The sequence below is a fragment of the Escherichia sp. Lx600-2 genome (assembly GCF_036662595.1).
Lineage (GTDB): Bacteria > Pseudomonadota > Gammaproteobacteria > Enterobacterales > Enterobacteriaceae > Escherichia > Escherichia coli.
In genome coordinates, this window is sequence record NZ_JAYQWM010000003.1 from 124,237 (window position 1) to 146,135 (window position 21,899).

Sequence of the window (21,899 nt, forward strand, 5' to 3'; positions counted from 1 at the left end):
CTCTACTCTCTATTCCAGGCTAATAATCAGCTTGAGGAAAGAAGAAAATACTGAATTTTCAGTTGATAGAGTGCCGGATGCGACGCTACCGCGCCTTATCCGGCAATGCATTAATTAGTCAAACGGCGGTGGGGCCAGCACTTCACGATTACCGTTGTGCCCCTGTTCGCTGACAATTCCCTGCGCTTCCATCTGTTCGATAATACGCGCTGCACGGTTATAACCAATGCGGAACTGACGCTGTACGCCAGAAATTGACGCTTTGCGTTTTTCAGTGACAAACTGCACCGCCTGATCGAACAACGGATCCAGTTCTTCAGCGCCATCGAAACCACCCGCACCACCTTCGCTTTCGCTGTCGGAGGTGATGCCATCAACATACTGTGGGCGACCACGCGCTTTCCAGTCCTGCACCACGGCATGAACTTCCTGATCGCGAACAAAAGCACCATGGACACGTACCGGCAACGTGGAGTTCGGCCCAGAGTAGAGCATATCCCCCATACCCAGCAGTGATTCCGCGCCAGCCTGATCAAGAATGGTACGTGAGTCAATCTTACTGGATACGGTAAAGGCGATACGGGTCGGAATATTCGCTTTAATCAGACCAGTAATAACATCAACCGATGGACGCTGAGTTGCCAGTACGAGGTGGATACCCGCGGCACGGGCTTTTTGCGCCAGACGTGCTATCAGCTCTTCCACTTTTTTACCTACCGTCATCATCAGGTCGGCAAATTCGTCAACCAACACCACAATGTATGGTTCTTTTTTCAGCACCGGATGCTGGGCATCCATACTGTCACCCGGCTTCCAGTACGGGTCTGGAATCGGACGCATCATGCGATCGGCTTCAGCAATTTTTTCGTTATAACCCGCCAGATTACGCACACCCAGCGCAGACATCAGTTTATACCGACGCTCCATCTCGTTAACACACCAGCGCAGCGCGTTGGCGGCATCTTTCATATCAGTAACGACTTCCGTTAACAGGTGCGGAATGCCTTCATACACCGAAAGCTCCAGCATTTTCGGGTCGATCATGATGAAACGCACATCTTCTGGCTGTGCTTTATAAAGCATGCTCAGGATCATCGCGTTCACACCGACAGATTTACCGGAACCGGTAGTCCCCGCAACCAACAAGTGCGGCATTTTCGCCAGATCGGCAACCACCGGCTCACCGGCGATATCTTTACCCAGCACCACGGTTAATGGCGATGGATTATCGCGGAATTTGGCGTTATCCAATACTTCGCGCAGATAAACGGTTTGTCGTTTTTTATTCGGTAACTCCAGACCTACATAGGGTTTGCCAGGAATAACTTCAACGACACGCACCGCCACCGTCGAAAGTGAACGGGCAAGGTCCCGTGACAAGTTAGAAATGCGCGCCGCTTTTACGCCCGGTGCCAGGTTAAGTTCAAAGCGAGTGATAACCGGCCCCGGAGAGTAATTGACGACATCGGCTTTAATACGGAAATCAGCCAGACGCGCTTCCACCAGGCGAGCCATTTGTTCAAGCGCAAAGGTATCTACCGGCTCCACTTCGCTCGGCGGCGGTGTCAGCAAATCCAGAGAAGGCAGCGGCGTCGTCGGTTTATGCAACGGACGGCTGTCGCCATTACGCATCAACAGCGGATGAAGCAGAGTATCCTGCGGCTGTGGCGCAACTGGCTGTTGCGGCTGCTGATATTGCTGCTGTGGTGCAGCCGATTGTTGTGGCTGCTGATACTGCGGCTGCGGCGCAACTGGCTGTTGCGGCTGCTGATATTGCGGCTGCGGTGCAACCGGTTGTTGCGGCTGCTGATATTGCTGCTGCGGTGCAACCGGTTGTTGCGGCTGCTGATATTGCTGCTGTGGCGCAACCGGCTGTTGTGGCTGCTGATACTGCTGCTGCGGTGCAACCGGTTGTTGCGGCTGCTGTACAGGTTCAACAATTGGCGTAAACAACGGTTCGTGTGGACCATCATCCAGCAACGCTTTCATTGGCGAAAATTCAAAATCATCCAGCGAGAACGGATTCGCCCCAGCCGGTTGTTCGCCGGAATAACGTTGTTGTTGAGTTTGCGCAAACTGACGAGCCAGTTCAGCCTCTGCCGCAGCATCTGCATCTTCTGCGTTTACGGGCACATCATGTTGATACTGTTCGCCATAGCGTTGCTGCTGTGTCTGGGCGAACTGACGTGCCAGTTCATCCTGCTGCATCGCATCGATTTCATCATCGTTGTACTGATCGCCAGAATCGTACTGATTGCGCTGGGCTTCACGGGCTTTTTCTTCCGCCGCACGCTGTGAGGGCAGTTTAATACCGTAAGACGCCAATTCACGACGAGTTGGCACGCGGATACGTTTCGGTCGTGGCAACTGCGGGCCAATCCCCTCTTTGACCTGCGGACGCGGTCCACCGCTATTTGCCAGACTGAAGACTGGCGCGGCAACGGTTGCGGCAGCCCCCGTCGCCAGTGTCGCTTTTTTCACGCCAGATGCCAGCGGAGAAACAGCGGCAGCGGCTTCTACTGGAGGTACTGCTGCAACAGAAGGTGCTTTCAGCGAAGATTTGATCGGTTCTGGTTCTTTAACCGGTTCTGGAATCGGTTGATACCAGGCCGCAAGTTGTTCACGTTCACGGGCTCGCTTCTCTTCCACTTCTTCAAAGTAGTAAAGCGGCGGACGCGCGGGTTTTGTCTCTTCTACAACGGGTTCAGGCTCCACAACAGGCTGCTGTTCAACAGGTTGCGGCTGTTGGTACAACGGCTCCTGAGCGGCTGGCTGCTGATAAGTTTGCTCAGTCTGGTATGTAGACTGTGGAGCAAAAGTGGATTGCTGCTCTTCGGCTTGCCAGGCGTTACCTGCCACCGGTTGTTCTGGCGCAGGGGCATAATACGGCTGTTGCGCAGGCTGTTCCGGCGCAGTTGCGTAATACGGTTGCTGAACAGGTTGTTCCGCCGCAGGAGCGTAGTAAGGTTGTTGCGCAGGTTGTTCAGCTGCAGGTGCATAATACGGCTGCTGCGGCTGTACTGGTTGTTGCAGCGGCTCATTATATTGCACTGCAGGCTGCGCATATTGTGACTGCTGTGGGTAACCTTCCGGTGCAGGAGCAATAACCGGCTCTCCCGTTTGTGGACCCGGTACAGGCTGCCAGGCTACTGTAGGTTGCGCAGGTGGAACATCAACAGAGGCAACAGGTGGCGTCTGAGTCACAGGTTCAACCGGTGCAGCCCAGCTTTGCGTCGCCGTGGTAGCAGCAGCTGCTACAGCGACAGGTTCGGTAATTGGCGCACCGTTTAATAATGGATCGTATTCGTCATATTCTGGCTGCGTTGCACGATTGCCCGAAAATAGGACGTCGTCCGGGTCGGCAGCCATACCGCGTGCAGTGTAGGTAATCTCTTCGTCATCATCCATCCGCTTACCGGAGAACAACGCAGCGTCTGTTTGCCGCCCCATCGGATTAATGAATTTTTCCGCCAACCGTTTACGACGCGCTAGCGCGCCGCGAAGAATACGGGCACGGCGTGATTCATGCTGTTTGCCGTGATTTTCATCTTCATACTCTTCGTCGTCTTCATACTCATCTTCATCGACCCAGGTATCATCGCGACGGGTACGATTACTGGCGAAGGTGAGAATGTTTAAAATCCAGCCGCCGAGTTTTTCAGCAATGGTCACCCATGACCAACCGGTGAACAACGTCAGGCCCGCTGCCCAAACGCAGAGCAGCGCAATAGTTCCCCCGCTACTGTGTAGCAGTGGTTGTAGCGTAGTGCTTAGTAAGCTGCCAATGACGCCACCGGAGGCAAAATACCAGATATCGTCAGCGTTGATTGCCGCCAGACCACAGGAGGTAAGGATGAGCGCCAAAACGCCAATGATGCGTAGCGAAACGGCAAAATAATCAATGTATTCGTCGCTGGACTGATGACGCCAGGCAAACCAACAACCGCCGACAATAATGACGGGAATGGTGTAAGCCATCACGCCAAAAATAAAGAACAGCGTATCTGCCAACCACGCACCGGGCATCCCACCTAAATTATGGATAGGTTCATGCCAGGCCGTTTGCGACCAGCTGGGGTCCGAAGGGTTAAAGCTTAGTAAGGCAGCCATCAACCAGACGGCAAACAGGACAATAAGGATCAGCAACGCCTCCAGAAGGCGGCGGCCGCTACTTAACTTTGTCAATGTGACTTCTTTGTCTTCAGTGTATTCCTGGCTCAAGAAAGGCTCTCCAGGTTACAGGCTTTTCCTGCCCGATGCTAAAACGGACAACAGTACCAGGTTACCCCAGTACTGTTGCTGTATGGATTAACAGGAGTGTAATCAAAATACGCCGATTTTGCACCTGTTCCGTGTTAGCGCGTCTTAATAACCAGACGATTACTCTGCTTGACTTCTTCCATAACAACGTATGTCCGTGTGTCATTGACGCCAGGCAGACGCAGCAGGGTTTCCCCCAGCAACTTACGGTAAGCTGACATATCCGGCACGCGTGTTTTCAACAGGTAGTCGAAATCACCGGATACTAAATGACACTCCTGAATTTCTTCAAGTTTTTGTACAGCGGTATTGAATTGTTCAAACACATCCGGTGCGCCACGATTCAGAGTAATCTCAACGAATACCAGAAGTGATGCATCCAGATAATGGGGGTTCAGCAGCGCCGTATAGCCCTGAATAAACCCTTGTCTTTCCAGCCGACGCACACGCTCAAGGCACGGCGTTGGGGAAAGTCCCACACGTTTAGAAAGCTCGACGTTAGAAATACGCCCATCCTTTTGCAACTCATTAAGAATGTTACGATCGATACGGTCGAGATCTTTGCCAGGGCGCTTCTTGCTATCTACCATTATTATTGTCTCTCTGTATTCCTTCCCTACTCCTGTCTGACCCTGAAACATCACTGTTCAGAGTCGCTACCCGTCACGATAGACCGAAATCATGAAGATTCACGGCGCGCAATGCCTGGGTCTACGGTGAGAAGACCGTTGCCTTGTGGCAGCTATCGACATCACGAATGGCGTCTGTCCACGCCATACGTAGATTTCACTAGCACGGTAAACATGGTATTTACATGCATGGTTATGCGCATATAAGAATACTGTTTTTTTTCTTCCTCGAATGTTTTCGCAAAACACCAGGGGATTGTCAAAGCAAAACATCGATTTTTAGTACAACATGCCAGATATTCATTACCAGGGGCGTTTATTCATCATTTAATCGGCTTATAAAGCGGGAAATTTAAGTAGCAGAGGTGATAATGACGGGAGAATTTGACCTGCTTATCGATGCTGCCGATTGCACAAATTGTTAACAAAATCGTCATACTCTTTTTTTACGTCTGTAAATTCCCTACAATCCTGCCCATTGTCTGCCAACAACTATGGGGATCTCATGGGCACGACCAAACACAGTAAACTGCTTATCCTGGGTTCAGGCCCGGCGGGATACACCGCTGCTGTCTACGCGGCGCGCGCCAACCTGCAACCTGTGCTGATTACCGGCATGGAAAAAGGCGGCCAACTGACCACCACCACGGAAGTGGAAAACTGGCCTGGCGATCCAAACGATCTGACCGGTCCGTTATTAATGGAGCGCATGCACGAACATGCCACCAAGTTTAAAACTGAGATCATTTTTGATCATATCAACAAGGTGGATCTGCAAAACCGTCCGTTCCGTCTGAATGGCGATAACGGCGAATACACTTGCGACGCGCTGATTATTGCCACCGGAGCTTCTGCACGCTATCTCGGCCTGCCCTCTGAAGAAGCCTTTAAAGGCCGTGGAGTTTCTGCTTGTGCAACCTGCGACGGTTTCTTCTATCGCAACCAGAAAGTTGCGGTCATCGGCGGCGGCAATACCGCGGTTGAAGAGGCGCTGTATCTGTCTAACATCGCTTCGGAAGTGCATCTGATTCACCGCCGTGACGGTTTCCGCGCGGAAAAAATCCTCATTAAGCGTCTGATGGATAAAGTGGAGAACGGCAACATCATTCTGCACACCAACCGTACGCTGGAAGAAGTGACCGGCGATCAAATGGGTGTCACTGGCGTTCGTCTGCGCGATACGCAAAACAGCGATAACATCGAGTCACTCGACGTTGCCGGTCTGTTTGTTGCTATCGGTCACAGCCCGAATACTGCCATTTTCGAAGGGCAGCTGGAACTGGAAAACGGCTACATCAAAGTGCAGTCGGGTATTCATGGTAATGCCACCCAGACCAGCATTCCTGGCGTCTTTGCCGCAGGCGACGTGATGGATCACATTTATCGCCAGGCCATTACATCTGCTGGTACAGGCTGCATGGCAGCACTTGATGCGGAACGCTACCTCGATGGTTTAGCTGACGCAAAATAATTTTACAAATCAGTAACAAAAGTAAAGAAGGCGACACCATGCGACTATGGGTCGCCTTTATTTTTTCCCCGTTGTAACATTGCTCTGCAAATAATTCTGATAACTCACCTGCTAAGCGTGCAATGAATAAATCTCGTCAAAAAGAGTTAACCCGCTGGTTAAAACAGCAAAGCGTCATCTCCCAACGTTGGCTGAATATTTCTCGTCTGCTGGGCTTTGTGAGCGGCATATTGATCATTGCCCAGGCATGGTTCATGGCGCGAATTCTGCAACATATGATTATGGAGAATATTCCCCGTGAAGCCCTGCTGCTTCCCTTTACGTTACTGGTTCTGACCTTTGTACTGCGCGCATGGGTGGTCTGGTTACGCGAACGGGTGGGTTATCACGCCGGGCAGCATATCCGCTTTGCCATCCGCCGTCAGGTTCTCGACCGTCTGCAACAAGCAGGGCCAGCGTGGATTCAGGGTAAACCTGCGGGGAGCTGGGCGACGCTGGTACTCGAGCAAATTGACGATATGCATGATTACTATGCACGCTACCTGCCGCAAATGGCGCTGGCAGTGTCGGTGCCGTTGCTGATTGTGGTGGCGATCTTCCCCTCTAACTGGGCTGCGGCGCTCATTCTGCTGGGCACTGCACCGTTAATTCCGTTGTTTATGGCGCTGGTTGGGATGGGGGCTGCCGATGCTAACCGACGTAACTTTCTCGCTCTTGCTCGCTTAAGTGGGCATTTCCTCGATCGCCTGCGCGGCATGGAAACATTGCGTATTTTTGGTCGTGGTGAAGCTGAAATTGAAAGTATTCGTTCTGCTTCGGAAGATTTCCGCCAACGGACAATGGAAGTGCTACGGCTGGCGTTTTTATCCTCCGGCATTCTCGAATTTTTTACCTCGCTGTCAATTGCTCTGGTGGCGGTCTACTTTGGTTTTTCCTATCTCGGCGAGCTGGATTTTGGTCACTACGATACCGGTGTGACGCTGGCTGCGGGTTTTCTGGCCCTGATCCTTGCGCCAGAGTTTTTCCAGCCATTGCGCGATCTCGGTACGTTTTATCATGCTAAAGCCCAGGCTGTTGGTGCAGCTGACAGTCTGAAAACGTTTATGGAAACCCCGCTCGCCCATCCGCAGCGCGGTGAGGCGGAATTAGCATCGACCGATCCGGTGACCATTGAGGCCGAGGATCTGTTTATCACGTCGCCGGAAGGTAAAACGCTGGCCGGACCGCTGAACTTTACTTTGCCAGCAGGCCAACGTGCAGTGTTGGTTGGTCGCAGCGGTTCAGGTAAAAGCTCACTGCTGAACGCGCTTTCTGGTTTTCTCTCATATCAGGGATCATTACGAATCAACGGGATAGAATTACGCGATTTATCACCAGAATCATGGCGTAAACATCTCTCCTGGGTTGGGCAAAACCCACAATTACCGGCAGCAGCATTACGGGATAACGTACTACTGGCGCGACCTGATGCCAGCGAACAAGAATTACAAGCAGCGCTGGATAACGCCTGGGTCAGCGAGTTTCTACCGCTCCTGCCACAAGGCGTTGATACGCCTGTTGGCGACCAGGCTGCCCGCCTTTCCGTGGGGCAGGCGCAGCGCGTGGCGGTGGCCCGTGCGTTACTAAATCCCTGTTCGCTATTACTGTTGGATGAACCCGCTGCCAGCCTTGATGCTCACAGTGAACAGCGCGTAATGGAGGCGCTGAATGCCGCCTCTCTGCGCCAGACAACGTTAATGGTCACCCACCAGTTAGAAGATCTTGCTGACTGGGATGTCATTTGGGTTATGCAGGATGGCCGGATTATTGAGCAAGGACGTTACGCGGAATTAAGTGTGGCTGGTGGCCCATTCGCCACATTACTGGCCCATCGTCAGGAGGAGATTTAAATGCGCGCTTTGCTACCCTATCTGGCACTGTATAAACGTCATAAATGGATGTTAAGTCTTGGTATTGTGCTGGCAATTGCGACGCTGCTCGCCAGTATCGGTCTGTTGACACTTTCCGGCTGGTTCCTCTCGGCCTCAGCGGTTGCGGGGGTTGCCGGACTGTACAGCTTCAACTATATGCTACCCGCTGCGGGCGTGCGTGGTGCCGCAATCACCCGTACTGCCGGGCGTTATTTTGAACGTCTGGTAAGTCACGACGCGACTTTCCGCGTGTTGCAGCATCTGCGCATTTACACCTTCAGCAAATTGTTGCCCCTCTCCCCTGCCGGACTGGCGCGCTATCGTCAGGGCGAATTGCTCAACCGCGTGGTGGCGGATGTTGATACGCTCGATCATCTTTACCTGCGCGTTATCTCGCCGCTGGTGGGCGCTTTTGTGGTGATTATGGTGGTGACAATCGGGTTAAGTTTCCTTGATTTCACCCTCGCCTTTACGCTGGGCGGCATTATGTTACTGACGCTTTTCCTGATGCCACCGCTGTTTTATCGTGCGGGAAAAAGCACCGGGCAAAATCTGACTCATCTTCGCGGACAGTATCGCCAACAACTGACGGCCTGGCTGCAAGGGCAAGCTGAGCTGACCATTTTTGGTGCCAGCGATCGTTATCGCACGCAACTAGAGAATACAGAAATTCAATGGCTGGAAGCGCAACGCCGTCAATCTGAACTGACCGCATTGTCGCAAGCGATAATGCTGCTCATTGGCGCGTTAGCGGTGATCCTGATGCTGTGGATGGCGTCTGGCGGCGTTGGCGGCAATGCTCAACCCGGCGCGTTAATTGCCCTGTTTGTCTTTTGCGCGTTAGCCGCGTTTGAAGCACTGGCACCAGTAACGGGTGCATTTCAGCATCTGGGGCAAGTCATTGCCTCTGCCGTTCGGATCACTGATTTAACGGATCAAAAACCGGAGGTCACCTTCCCTGATACCCAAACTCGTGTTGCCGATCGCGTTTCGCTGACGTTACGGGATGTTCAGTTCACTTATCCGGAGCAATCTCAACAGGCACTTAAAGGGATTTCTCTTCAGGTAAACGCCGGGGAACATATAGCGATTCTCGGGCGAACCGGATGCGGCAAATCAACACTGTTACAACTGCTGACCCGCGCATGGGACCCGCAACAGGGCGAGATTTTGCTTAACGATAGCCCCATAGCAAGCCTGAATGAAGCGGCTCTACGACAGACCATCAGCGTTGTTCCTCAGCGAGTGCATCTGTTTAGCGCCACGCTGCGTGATAATCTGTTACTCGCCTCGCCTGGCAGTAGTGATGAGGCTCTGTCGGAGATCTTGCGTCGCGTTGGTCTGGAGAAGCTGCTCGAGGATGCAGGTCTCAACAGTTGGTTAGGTGAAGGCGGACGCCAGCTCTCCGGTGGTGAACTGCGCCGCCTGGCTATCGCCCGTGCGCTGTTACATGATGCGCCACTGGTGTTGCTGGATGAACCTACAGAAGGCTTAGATGCCACAACCGAAAGTCAGATCCTTGAATTGCTTGCAGAAATGATGCATGAGAAAACGGTGTTAATGGTCACCCATCGACTTCGCGGACTCTCTCGTTTCCAGCAAATAATAGTGATGGACAACGGGCAAATTATTGAGCAAGGTACTCACGCAGAACTGCTTGCCAGACAGGGGCGTTATTACCAGTTCAAGCAGGGTTTGTAAGCTATTATTGAACGATCCGACTTGCGTGGAGTTTTGCGGTCATGCGCCTGGTTCAGCTTTCTCGCCATTCAATAGCCTTCCCTTCCCCGGAAGGCGCATTACGTGAGCCTAACGGCCTGCTGGCACTTGGGGGCGATCTTAGCCCTGCGCGCCTGTTAATGGCTTACCAGCGTGGTATTTTTCCGTGGTTTTCTCCAGGCGACCCCATCCTCTGGTGGTCGCCCGATCCTCGCGCGGTGCTATGGCCAGAATCACTGCATATCAGCCGTAGTATGAAGCGATTTCATAAACGCTCGCCCTATCGTGTCACGATGAATTACGCTTTTGGTCAGGTCATTGAAGGCTGTGCCAGCGATCGCGAAGAAGGAACCTGGATCACGCGTGGCGTGGTCGAAGCCTACCATCGCATTCACGAACTCGGTCATGCCCACTCCATTGAAGTCTGGCGTGAAGATGAGCTTGTCGGCGGTATGTACGGCGTGGCCCAGGGAACGCTATTTTGTGGCGAGTCCATGTTCAGCCGGATGGAAAATGCGTCTAAAACGGCGCTTCTGGTATTCTGTGAGGAATTTATCGGTCATGGCGGTAAGCTTATCGACTGCCAGGTCCTTAACGATCACACAGCATCGCTTGGTGCCTGCGAAATTCCCCGCCGGGATTACCTTAATTATCTCAATCAAATGCGCCTCGGACGATTGCCGAATAATTTCTGGGTACCACGATGCTTGTTTTCACCACAAGAATGAATGTTTTCGGCACATTTCTCCCCAGAGTGTTATAATTGCGGTCGCAGAGTTGGTTACGCTCATTACCCCGCTGCCGATAAGGAATTTTTCGCGTCAGGTAACGCCCATCGTTTATCTCACCGCTCCCTTATACGTTGCGCTTTTGGTGCGGCTTAGCCGTGTGTTTTCGGAGTAATGTGCCGAACCTGTTTGTTGCGATTTAGCGCGCAAATCTTTACTTATTTACAGAACTTCGGCATTATCTTGCCGGTTCAAATTACGGTAGTGATACCCCAGAGGATTAGATGGCCAAAGAAGACAATATTGAAATGCAAGGTACCGTTCTTGAAACGTTGCCTAATACCATGTTCCGCGTAGAGTTAGAAAACGGTCACGTGGTTACTGCACACATCTCCGGTAAAATGCGCAAAAACTACATCCGCATCCTGACGGGCGACAAAGTGACTGTTGAACTGACCCCGTACGACCTGAGCAAAGGCCGCATTGTCTTCCGTAGTCGCTGATTGTTTTACCGCCTGATGGGCGAAGAGAAAGAACGAGTAAAAGGTCGGTTTAACCGGCCTTTTTATTTTGTGATATGTATGAAGTACTTTGGAAGTATAAGTCCATAACTTGTCTCGATGTAGATATACTGCACAAGTTGTTTACAGTATGAGCAAACAATAATTATCATTAAAATTCTTCTTGACCGTTTTACTCCAACTCCCTATAGTAGCGCCCCGTTGCCACCCATGAGGTTTGGCAGCAAAACAATTTGGTGAGGTGTCCGAGTGGCTGAAGGAGCACGCCTGGAAAGTGTGTATACGGCAACGTATCGGGGGTTCGAATCCCCCCCTCACCGCCATATTTAAAGAAGAGCTCGTACGAAAGTGCGAGCTTTTTTTTCGCATTTTATCTACCTGTACAGCAGTGAACGGTATAAAAATCGAGTTTTTCTTTCGGTTGACTTTCTAAGCTGCCTGTACGGCAGTGAATTCAAATACTACACGTTTAGCCCGTTGTTAATAAAGCAAAACCATCCCATTCTCCCGCAGCACCCTTTTTTATCCTTACCTTCCAGCAGCACTAATTATCAACAAGTTACCATCATCATCAAAAAAAGGGTCTGAACCTCCTCCACCCCATAAATAAAAAGTCCGTAACCTCTTTCGAGATTACGGACTTCACCAACCTACCTGACAATCAGATTAATGCGCTGCTTCCGCCTTGTGCTTTTGTGCACTCTGGAATCCGTAAGTCAGCTCATTTTTCTCTTTATCCAGCGCGACGGTGACCTGACCGCCGTCCACCAGCGAACCAAACAGCAGTTCGTTGGCAAGCGGTTTTTTCAGGTTGTCCTGGATGACACGCGCCATCGGACGTGCGCCCATTGCCCGGTCGTAACCTTTCTCGGCCAGCCAGTTACGCGCTTCCTGGCTCACTTCCAGAGAAACACCTTTCTGATCCAGCTGAACCTGCAACTCGACGATGAATTTATCCACCACCTGATGGATCACGTCAGTTGACAGATGATCGAACCAGATAATGTTGTCGAGACGGTTACGGAATTCCGGTGTAAAGATCTTCTTGATCTCTTCCATCGCATCGGTGCTGTTATCCTGGTGGATAAGACCAATGGATTTGCGCTCAGTTTCCCGTACCCCGGCGTTAGTGGTCATCACCAGCACCACGTTACGGAAGTCCGCTTTGCGTCCGTTGTTATCGGTCAGCGTACCGTTGTCCATCACCTGCAACAGAATATTGAACACGTCCGGATGCGCTTTCTCGATTTCGTCCAGCAGCAGCACCGCATGTGGATGCTTGATGACCGCATCAGTCAGCAAACCGCCCTGATCAAAACCAACGTATCCCGGAGGCGCACCAATCAGACGGCTGACGGTATGGCGTTCCATATACTCGGACATATCAAAGCGCAGAAGCTCAATGCCCAAAGCTTTCGAAAGCTGTACCGTCACCTCTGTTTTCCCGACCCCGGTAGGACCGGCAAACAGGAACGAACCGACCGGTTTATGTTCGTGACCTAAACCTGCACGCGCCATCTTAATGGCTTCAGTCAGCGCCTCAATGGCTTTATCCTGACCGAAGACCAGCATTTTCAGGCGATCGCCGAGGTTTTTCAGGGTATCACGATCACTCTGAGAAACACTCTTCTCTGGAATGCGTGCAATACGGGCCACCACGGACTCAATATCCGCCACATTAACGGTTTTCTTGCGTTTGCTTACCGGCATCAGGCGTGCGCGAGCGCCCGCTTCGTCGATAACATCAATGGCTTTATCCGGCAGATGACGATCGTTAATGTATTTCACCGCCAGCTCTACCGCCGCACGCACCGCTTTTGCGGTATAACGCACGTCGTGGTGTGCTTCATACTTCGGTTTCAGGCCATTGATGATTTGAACAGTTTCTTCGATCGACGGTTCAGTAATATCAATTTTCTGGAAGCGACGCGCCAGAGCACGGTCTTTCTCGAAAATGTTGCTGAACTCCTGATAGGTTGTCGAACCAATTACACGAATTTTACCGCTGGAGAGCAACGGTTTGATTAGGTTAGCCGCATCGACCTGACCACCAGACGCTGCCCCCGCACCGATAATGGTGTGGATCTCATCAATAAACAGGATGCTGTTAGTGTCCTGCTCCAGCTGCTTGAGCAACGCTTTAAAACGTTTTTCAAAGTCGCCGCGATATTTTGTGCCCGCTAACAGAGAACCGATATCGAGTGAGTAAATTGTACAGTCAGCCATCACTTCCGGCACATCGCCCTGAACAATTCGCCAGGCAAGACCTTCCGCAATCGCAGTTTTACCAACACCAGATTCCCCCACCAGCAGCGGGTTGTTTTTACGGCGACGGCAGAGAACCTGAATAGCACGCTCAAGCTCCTTCTCACGACCAATCAGTGGGTCGATTCCGCCCACGCGCGCAAGCTGATTCAGGTTCGTCGTGAAATTCTCCATACGTTCCTCCCCACCAGCTTGTTCTTCGCTGTTTGGCTGGCTGCCAGGATCAGAAGACTGTGTCGGCTCGTCTTTACGCGTGCCATGAGAGATAAAGTTCACCACATCGAGACGGCTGACTTCATGTTTACGCAACAGATATGCCGCCTGCGACTCCTGTTCGCTAAAGATAGCGACCAGAACGTTTGCACCGGTAACCTCATTGCGACCGGAGGACTGGACATGGAAGACCGCACGTTGCAGTACACGCTGAAAACTCAGCGTCGGCTGTGTGTCGCGCTCCTCTTCACTGGCAGGCAGAACGGGTGTGGTTTGTTCAATAAAGGCTTCCAGTTCCTGACGGAGCGCAACCAAATCCACAGAACACGCTTCCAGCGCCTCCCGGGCAGATGGGTTACTGAGCAGCGCCAGTAACAAGTGCTCGACGGTCATAAACTCATGACGGTGCTCGCGCGCTCTGGCGAAAGCCATATTTAAACTGAGTTCCAGTTCTTGATTGAGCATAGGCACCTCCCCCAATTTTTATGCCTGCATTCAGGCTTTTTCTAGCGTACACAGCAATGGATGCTCATTCTCCCTCGCGTACTTGTTCACCATCGCCACTTTGGTTTCTGCAACCTCGGCGGTAAAGACTCCGCAAATGGCCTTCCCCTGGTAGTGAACAGCGAGCATCAATTGCGTTGCACGTTCTACATCATAAGAAAAGAATTTTTGTAACACGTCAATAACAAACTCCATCGGAGTGTAATCATCATTGACTAATATCACTTTATACATAGATGGCGGTTTTAGCGCGTCGCGAACTTTTTCTTCCGCCAGTTGATCAAAGTCCAGCCAGTCGTTCGTTTTACCCATTGTCAGTTATCATCTTCGGTTACGGTTATCGGCAGAACGCCCTGCCGCTGACAAGAGCTTATTTGCCTGACCAATCTACTCCACATGATAGATAACTATCATCTATCGTTGGCATCAGCGACATCTGTCACATTCCTGTCAATAGCGTTAACTGCTTCAAATTTTTGATTCATACCTGCCCCTTGTCCCCTGTCAAATGCTTGACGGCTCGCCCTAATTCTCTAAATTGTATTTCTAGAGTTGGCGAGGTTTTGAACAGCCCCCTCTCTGACCCCGGTTTATTCCATCTTACTTGTATAAGATTTGCGAAGGATGTCGAAGCATGGAAAAGGGTACTGTTAAGTGGTTCAACAATGCCAAAGGGTTTGGTTTCATCTGCCCTGAAGGCGGCGGCGAAGATATTTTCGCTCATTATTCCACCATTCAGATGGATGGTTACAGAACGCTAAAAGCTGGACAATCCGTTCAGTTTGATGTCCACCAGGGGCCAAAAGGCAATCACGCCAGTGTTATTGTGCCCGTCGAAGTAGAAGCGGCAGTCGCATAGCTCTTCTGTCTCATTGTGTACATCCTAAAGGCAAAATGCCAGCCCGATCGGCTGGCATTTTTATCTCAAAAATTACTCTCGTGCCAGAGCATCTACTGGATCCAGTCGTGCCGCATTTCGTGCGGGTAACCAGCCAAATAAAATCCCGGTGGCCGTCGAGCAGAGAAACGCCAGCAGCAGTGCCAACGGTGAAAAACCAATCTCCCAGCCGGGTAAGAAAAGCTGCAAGGTGAAAGCAATTAACAGTGACAGTGTTATTCCCAACGCGCCACCAACCAGGCAAACCAGTACGGCTTCGATCAGGAACTGTTGCAAAACATCGCTTGCTCGCGCACCTACAGCCATGCGAATGCCAATTTCCCGCGTCCGCTCGGTCACTGACACCAGCATAATATTCATTACACCAATACCGCCCACTACCAGCGAAATCACCGCCACCAGCGTCAGAAACAGTTGTAAAGTACGTGTGGTCTTTTCAACGGTTTTCAAGACGCCGTCCATGTTCCAGGTAAAGAAATCCTTCTTACCGTGGCGCAGTGAAAGTAAACGCGTGAGTTGCTGTTCCGCCTCGGCGCTGTCAAATCCTTCTTTCACCCTGACAGTAATGGAGTTCAGCCACGACTGGCCCATAACTCGCCCGGACATCGTGCTGTAAGGTAGCCAGACACGCAGCACTTTACTGCTACCAAACATCGACTGTTTTTCTTCCGCCACACCAATGACTCTGGCGGGCATATTGCCGACCAGAATCACCTCGCCAACCACATCTGCTTTATGGGGGAAAAGCTGGCGGCGAGTATTACTGTCGAGAACCACGACCTGCGCACGACCGTTCAGCTGTTCCTGATTAAAGGTGTTTCCTTCACTGAAGGTCATGCCATAGACATTAAAATAATCGCCGCTCACGCCATTGGCACTGGCAGCAACATCAATATTGTTATAACGCAGGCGCAGGTTTTGCGAGACGGCAGGTGTGGCTGAGGCGACCCACGGTTGTTTTTGGATGGCGATTAAGTCGTCGTACTTCAGCGCCTGCTGATATTGCGGATCGCCATCGCCAAAATCTTTCCCGGGGTAGACGTCAATAGTATTCGTACCAATAGAACGAATATCCGCCAACACCATTTGTTTGGCGGCGTCGCCCACCACGACAATGGAAACCACCGACGCAATACCGATTATAATCCCCAGCATGGTCAGTAAAGTACGCATTTTATTCGCTGCCAGCGCCCGCCATGCCATCGTCAGCGCCTCGTTAAAACCGCTGACAAACTGCCGCCAGCCAGACACCGTGTTGACAACAGGTTCCGTCCCGCCAGCAACATTCACTTTTTCAATGGCGGGAGGATTGCGCACAATTTCGCCGTCGCGAATTTCGATCACCCGCTCGGCCTGAGCAGCGACCTGCGGATCGTGGGTGACGATAATCACCGTATGTCCGCGATCGCGCAGCTGATGCAGGATCGCCATCACCTCTTCGCCAGAATGGCTGTCCAGTGCGCCGGTTGGTTCATCGGCAAGAATTACCTGACCGCCGTTCATCAATGCCCGCGCGATGCTAACGCGCTGTTGCTGACCACCCGAAAGCTGTGCCGGATAATACTCTGTACGGTCTTCCAGCCCCAGTCGTTGCAGCAACTCCTGGGCGCGAAGCAGCCGCTGTTTCCGCTCAAGACCAGCATAGACGGCGGGTACTTCAACGTTCTGCTCGGCGGTTAAATGCGAAAGCAAATGGTAACGCTGGAAAATAAAGCCGAAATGCTCGCGGCGTAGTTGCGCCAGCGCATCGGCGTCCAGTGTGGCAACATCCTGACCGGCGACGCGATAGGTGCCGCTGGTGGCCTTATCCAGACAGCCGAGAATATTCATCAGGGTTGATTTACCGGAACCCGAAGCGCCAACAATCGCTACCATCTCACCGGCATAAATATCGAGGGTGATGCCCTTCAGCACCTCAACCTGCTCATCACCGGCAGGATAGCTGCGACGAATATCCTTTAATTCGAGCAAGGGTGTCATTGTGCAGCTCCTGGTTTGGCCTCACCAATCACCACTTCATCGCCCGCTTCCAGCCCTTTGACAATCTCAACATCGGTATCGTTACGTGCGCCAATCGTCACTTCACGCTCGCGTGTTTCACCATTACGCAACAATTTGACTTTATAACGATTATCGCCAACCGGATCGCCTAACGCCGACAGAGGGATCGTCAGCACATTTTTCACATCGGTGAGCTGAATATGCACTTGCGCAGTCATATCCAGCCGCAGCAAACCATTGGGGTTGGGGACTTCAAAACGGGCGTAATAGAAAATAGCGTCGTTAACCTTTTCCGGCGTCGGTAGTACATCCTTGATTTGCCCCTCGTAGCGCGTCAGTGGATCGCCAAGTACCGTAAACCAGGCTTTTTGCCCCGGCTTCAGGTGGATTACATCCGCTTCAGAAACCTGCGCTTTTACCAGCATGGTGCTCATATCTGCCAGCGTCAGAATGTTCGGTGCTTGTTGTGCGGCAATCACCGTCTGGCCTTGCAGAGTGGTGATTTGCGTGACTTCCCCGGCCATCGGGGCAACGATGCGAGTGTAATCGAGATTGGTTTTAGCCGTATCGAGAGAAGCCTGATTGCGCTTGATTTGCGCGTCAATGGTGCCAATTTGCGCCTGTTTCACAGCCATCTCCGTCGCGGCGGTGTCGAGATCCTGCTGTGAAACCGCCTGCGTTTGTGCCAGACGTTGCTGACGGGAATACGTCACCCGCGCCAGTTTCAGCTCCGCTTCCGCCTGCTGCCGCTGCGCGCGTAGCTCCATCAGCGTTGCTTCGACCTCCTTGATCTGGTTTTCAGCCTGTTCAGGATCAATGACCCCTAAAAGCTGGTCTTTTTTTACTTTATCGCCAATCGCCACCGACAGTGTTTTCAACTGACCGCTGACCTGCGCGCCCACATCAACCTTACGCAGCGCGTCCAGCTTTCCGGTCGCCAGCACGCTTTGCTGTAAATCACCGGGGCGCACAATCAGTGTCTGATAAGTCGGCACGGGTGCGTTAAGAATTCTCCATAACGTAATCAGTCCGGCGATGACTATCACCAGCGCAATAACGTAACGCTTCTTCACGGTTTTCCGCTTTTTCATAAATATTCTGAATACTCCATATGCCAATCCGGGTCATTAACTTCAACGAAATATCAACAAAACCCTAAAATTTACGTTAGTAATCACACTATTGATGTTTGGTTAAGATACGCAATGGTGAAATCGACGTCATGTATAACCATTGATTTCATGAATATGTCGCAGCTAACTGAACGGACCTTTACGCCATCTGAATCTCTCAGCAGCCTGTCACTTTTTCTTAGTCTGGCACGTGGACAGTGTCGGCCGGGTAAATTCTGGCATCGCCGTAGTTTTCGCCAGAAATTTTTGCTGCGCTCGTTGATTATGCCGCGTTTAAGCGTTGAGTGGATGAACGAACTTTCCCACTGGCCTAATCTCAATGTATTGTTAACGCGCCAGCCGCGACTGCCTGTACGTCTGCATCGCCCTTACCTTGCGGCGAATCTTAGCCGTAAGCAATTGCTGGAGGCGTTACGTTACCATTATGCGTTACTCCGCGGGTGTATGTCGGCGGAAGAATTCAGCTTATATTTGAATACCCCCGGGCTGCAACTGGCGAAGTTGGAAGGCAAAAACGGCGAGCAGTTCACGCTTGAGCTGACCATGATGATCTCAATGGATAAAGAAGGTGACAGCACAATCCTGTTCCGCAACAGCGAAGGTATTCCTCTGGCAGAAATCACGTTTACCCTGTGTGAATATCAGGGGAAAAGAACGATGTTTATTGGTGGACTGCAAGGCGCAAAATGGGAAATTCCACATCAGGAAATCCAGAATGCGACGAAAGCCTGCCACGGGCTATTTCCCAAACGCCTCGTGATGGAAGCGGCCTGTCTGTTTGCCCAACGTTTGCAGGTAGAGCAGATTATTGCCGTCAGCAATGAAACGCATATTTACCGCAGCCTGCGTTATCGCGATAAAGAAGGCAAGATCCATGCCGATTACAACGCTTTCTGGGAATCGGTTGGCGGCGTATGTGATGCTGAACGCCATTACCGCCTTCCAGCACAGATAGCACGAAAAGAGATTGCCGAAATCGCCAGTAAAAAACGGGCTGAATACCGTCGGCGCTATGAGATGCTCGACGCTATTCAGCCACAAATGGCCACGATGTTTCGCGGTTAATCCGCGCGACCGCGCGCCAGCCACAGCACGCGTGAGAACATTTTTTTCAGCAGCGTCGGTACGGAGTCCACACCACGACGTCCGGCCTCCATTGCCACTTCAATGGCAAGATCGGGTTTGGAAGAGCGATGGATCGCTTTCGAGATAATTTTGCGCAGATTCATCGGTACATTTTCCGGGATTTGCGCCACGCGGTGGAACACATCGGAAAATCCCTGGCGATACATAAAATGTTCCATATCCAGCGCCGGTAACGCCGTTAAATGTTCTCGTTCGGCTTCCCGATCATTATTCAACAGGCTGCGTACCGTAGCGGCATATTTCTTCCCTGCTTCATCGCCATCGACCAGTACATGCCATTCAATCCCCATTCGCCGGGCAAATTTAACCAGTGGCTTTAGCCCGGACTGGGCAAACTCAATGACCTTGATCCCTTCGGCATCAAAATGATGTCCGCACTGACGCGCCAGTTCATTGATAACCCAGGTTTCCGTTTCCCCTTCCACCAGCAACCAGCAGCGAGCAAACAGCGATGACGGACGATTAAAACGAATGTGAAAAGAGATGCGGCGGCTGTCTTCGGTGCTCAAGCCACTTGGCCCCAGACGCCAGGCGGCAACACGAGAAGATTCACGCACCAGGCGGCAAACATGTTCCACTGGAGTTAACGAAAGCAGCTCGCCAGAGTTGGTGGTAGCAATACGTTGTAAAGGCAAAAGATTCAACAGATGCCAGGCAACTGAAAGCATAATGGGGTGTAAACGGGTTTCTGGATCTTCGATCAGCAACAATGGACGGGCGTCTTTATCCAGTCGCAATGTGCCTTTTGCCTGCAATAAAGTAGCAAACAGGCCGAGCAAAATAACCCGATACGAGCGCCCTCCAGGTCGGTCAATCATCCGGTTGATGATATCCAGATAGCGCCAGCTTCGTTGCTCATTGCTGGCTCGCCGCCGCATTAAACGATATCGCGCCTGTCCGGCCCCCTGCTCAGAGAAATAATGCTCAAGCAGCTGTACCATTGCGGAAAGTCCCTGACGAATCTGTCCATCAGAGAGATTTTGCGGATGTGAGGACAACTCACGGGCGAGGAAATCGAGCTGGCGCGCGGTGACTTCCACATTGGGGACATTTGGCACCGTGCCGTTACGAATACGGCGCATAAAACGGGCATCACGCAAGCGCAGCACCGGCATTAAACGCACCAGATGGCGTGCCTGATCGTTAATATCCTCAACATCAATCGGATGTCCGTCTTTATCGAGAAAACTGCGCAGTGTCATCACGCTGCCGTCTTCCGCACTCTCCCCTTCCAGACGATAAAAAATACGGTGATAGCCATCGGTGCATGGCGTCCAGCACGCTTCCAGCGGCCGATAACGGCGTACCCGATGTCGGCCTGGCAGCGATTCGCGGAAGGTCAAAATAATATGCAGATGATGTTCTCGCCCGTTGATATCTCCCGGCGGGAACCAGAAATCGTCGCGCTCAAAATGGTAGAGATCTGATTCTGGCGATAGCAGCAGGGTTAAGGCGTCCAGCAAGCTGGATTTACCCCACGCGTTCTCCCCAATCAGGACGTTGTTTTGTTCCAGCATCAACGACAAACGGTTGATACCGCGAAAACCCACAATTTCAACGCGCTCAAGAATCATATCCCCTCCAGAAATATGTGACTTATCCTTTACGCTGGCAGTATAACGGGAAAGGCCTTGCTAATACGTGATGACATCACATTTAAGCATGGCAAATGTCTGAAAAATGAGCGAATAATCGCGTTATACTCCCTCTTGCTGATAAGTCTGCAAAAACAACAAAATCAAATAATTAGCATGATAAATTATTTTTTATTACGCCTAAAGGATTAAATCTTTTGCTTGCACTACACTGTCAATCAGACAAATGACTATATGGGGCAACCCGCTGTTGCCCTAAATCAAATTTACTGGATTTATTTATCTGGTGAATGACTCGCCTTCGTTTTTAAAATAGCCGCGCATTATTTCCGTCGTCACTTTTTTACGACGACCCTATAAAACGACCATATTTTTCACAGGGTCAATTTTTAATTGAGGTGGATATGTTCAGAAAATTAGCAGCTGAATGTTTTGGTACTTTCTGGCTTGTTTTTGGTGGCTGTGGTAGTGCTGTACTGGCCGCAGGCTTCCCGGAATTAGGCATTGGTTTTGCCGGCGTGGCGCTGGCATTCGGTTTGACCGTTCTGACGATGGCCTTCGCTGTTGGTCATATTTCTGGTGGTCATTTTAACCCGGCGGTCACTATTGGTTTATGGGCTGGCGGACGTTTTCCGGCAAAAGAAGTCGTTGGCTACGTAATTGCCCAGGTTGTCGGCGGTATTGTTGCAGCGGCGCTGCTGTATTTAATTGCCAGTGGTAAAACGGGTTTTGACGCGGCAGCCAGCGGTTTTGCTTCTAACGGTTGGTAATGACTCCAACTTATTGATAGTGTTTTATGTTCAGATAATGCCCGATGACTTTGTCATGCAGCTCCACCGATTTTGAGAACGACAGCGACTTCCGTCCCAGCCGTGCCAGGTGCTGCCTCAGATTCAGGTTATGCCG

General features: G+C 51.5%; 16 protein-coding genes, 1 tRNA gene and 1 pseudogene. 9 read left to right on the forward strand and 9 right to left on the reverse strand.

The genetic code is table 11. The features are described from left to right. Window positions 1–114: 114 nt before the first annotated feature. Window positions 115–4,221: a DNA translocase FtsK gene (gene ftsK, locus OQV04_RS01975; RefSeq protein ID WP_332641591.1), complete on the reverse strand. Its 4,107-nt coding sequence runs from the start codon at window positions 4,219–4,221 to the stop codon at window positions 115–117. Window positions 4,222–4,355: 134 nt separating this feature from the next. After that, window positions 4,356–4,850 (reverse strand): leucine-responsive transcriptional regulator Lrp, encoded by a 495-nt coding sequence (gene lrp / locus OQV04_RS01980; RefSeq protein ID WP_000228473.1) that lies wholly within the window; start codon window positions 4,848–4,850, stop codon window positions 4,356–4,358. A 544-nt stretch (window positions 4,851–5,394) separates the two neighbouring features. Between lrp and trxB the strand changes: the two genes are divergently transcribed. The 6 genes from trxB to OQV04_RS02010 all read left to right on the forward strand — a co-directional run bounded on the left by trxB (window position 5,395) and on the right by OQV04_RS02010 (window position 11,561). Further along, window positions 5,395–6,360 carry a thioredoxin-disulfide reductase gene (trxB, locus tag OQV04_RS01985; protein ID WP_032280635.1) on the forward strand — a complete coding sequence of 322 codons (966 nt, stop codon included), beginning with the start codon at window positions 5,395–5,397 and terminating at the stop codon, window positions 6,358–6,360. Between the two features lie 122 nt (window positions 6,361–6,482). Continuing rightward, a complete protein-coding gene (gene cydD, locus OQV04_RS01990; RefSeq protein WP_032280634.1) occupies window positions 6,483–8,249 on the forward strand; it encodes a heme ABC transporter permease/ATP-binding protein CydD in 1,767 nt (588 codons plus the stop codon). Then, window positions 8,250–9,971: a heme ABC transporter ATP-binding protein/permease CydC gene (gene cydC, locus OQV04_RS01995; protein WP_032280633.1), complete on the forward strand. Its 1,722-nt coding sequence runs from the start codon at window positions 8,250–8,252 to the stop codon at window positions 9,969–9,971. Between the two features lie 41 nt (window positions 9,972–10,012). Beyond that, window positions 10,013–10,717 (forward strand): leucyl/phenylalanyl-tRNA--protein transferase, encoded by a 705-nt coding sequence (gene aat / locus OQV04_RS02000; protein ID WP_032280632.1) that lies wholly within the window; start codon window positions 10,013–10,015, stop codon window positions 10,715–10,717. 284 nt (window positions 10,718–11,001) lie between these two features. After that, the gene (infA, locus tag OQV04_RS02005) at window positions 11,002–11,220 is read left to right on the forward strand and encodes a translation initiation factor IF-1 (protein WP_001040187.1); all 219 of its coding nucleotides are present in this window, start codon (window positions 11,002–11,004) and stop codon (window positions 11,218–11,220) included. Between the two features lie 253 nt (window positions 11,221–11,473). Continuing rightward, window positions 11,474–11,561 (forward strand) — tRNA-Ser (locus OQV04_RS02010). Between the two features lie 343 nt (window positions 11,562–11,904). On the opposite strand, the gene clpA is transcribed toward OQV04_RS02010, so the two are convergent. From clpA to yljB, 3 genes are all read right to left on the reverse strand, one after another. Continuing rightward, window positions 11,905–14,181, reverse strand: a complete 2,277-nt coding sequence (gene clpA / locus OQV04_RS02015) for an ATP-dependent Clp protease ATP-binding subunit ClpA (RefSeq protein ID WP_000934041.1) — start codon at window positions 14,179–14,181, stop codon at window positions 11,905–11,907. Between the two features lie 30 nt (window positions 14,182–14,211). Further along, a complete protein-coding gene (clpS, locus tag OQV04_RS02020) occupies window positions 14,212–14,532 on the reverse strand; it encodes an ATP-dependent Clp protease adapter ClpS (protein WP_000520781.1) in 321 nt (106 codons plus the stop codon). A gap of 98 nt (window positions 14,533–14,630) precedes the next feature. Beyond that, window positions 14,631–14,705, reverse strand: a complete 75-nt coding sequence (yljB, locus tag OQV04_RS02025; RefSeq protein ID WP_001406719.1) for a protein YljB — start codon at window positions 14,703–14,705, stop codon at window positions 14,631–14,633. A gap of 149 nt (window positions 14,706–14,854) precedes the next feature. Here yljB and cspD point away from each other — a divergent pair, with 149 nt between their 5' ends. Beyond that, window positions 14,855–15,079, forward strand: coding sequence for a cold shock-like protein CspD (gene cspD / locus OQV04_RS02030; RefSeq protein ID WP_000410785.1), 225 nt, complete (start codon window positions 14,855–14,857; stop codon window positions 15,077–15,079). Between the two features lie 72 nt (window positions 15,080–15,151). On the opposite strand, the gene macB is transcribed toward cspD, so the two are convergent. Further along, complete coding sequence (gene macB / locus OQV04_RS02035; protein WP_032280630.1) at window positions 15,152–17,098, reverse strand: macrolide ABC transporter ATP-binding protein/permease MacB; 1,947 nt, start codon at window positions 17,096–17,098, stop codon at window positions 15,152–15,154. Then, window positions 17,095–18,210: a macrolide transporter subunit MacA gene (gene macA / locus OQV04_RS02040; RefSeq protein WP_000746460.1), complete on the reverse strand. Its 1,116-nt coding sequence runs from the start codon at window positions 18,208–18,210 to the stop codon at window positions 17,095–17,097. Before macA ends, macB begins: the two co-directional genes overlap by 4 nt. Before the next feature lie 150 nt (window positions 18,211–18,360). Here macA and OQV04_RS02045 point away from each other — a divergent pair, with 150 nt between their 5' ends. After that, window positions 18,361–19,317 (forward strand): VirK/YbjX family protein, encoded by a 957-nt coding sequence (locus tag OQV04_RS02045; RefSeq protein ID WP_001355621.1) that lies wholly within the window; start codon window positions 18,361–18,363, stop codon window positions 19,315–19,317. Here OQV04_RS02045 and OQV04_RS02050 read toward each other — a convergent pair. Then, window positions 19,314–20,972, reverse strand: a complete 1,659-nt coding sequence (locus OQV04_RS02050; protein WP_000599806.1) for an ATP-dependent endonuclease — start codon at window positions 20,970–20,972, stop codon at window positions 19,314–19,316. The genes OQV04_RS02045 and OQV04_RS02050 overlap by 4 nt on opposite strands. A 425-nt stretch (window positions 20,973–21,397) precedes the next feature. Between OQV04_RS02050 and OQV04_RS02055 the strand changes: the two are divergent. After that, window positions 21,398–21,760: pseudogene (locus OQV04_RS02055) on the forward strand (aquaporin); the annotation flags it as partial. A 13-nt stretch (window positions 21,761–21,773) separates the two neighbouring features. Here the strand turns inward: OQV04_RS02055 and OQV04_RS02060 are convergent. Then, window positions 21,774–21,899, reverse strand: a 126-nt coding sequence (locus OQV04_RS02060) for an IS1 family transposase (protein ID WP_005119525.1), incomplete at its 5' end; no start/stop codon positions are given.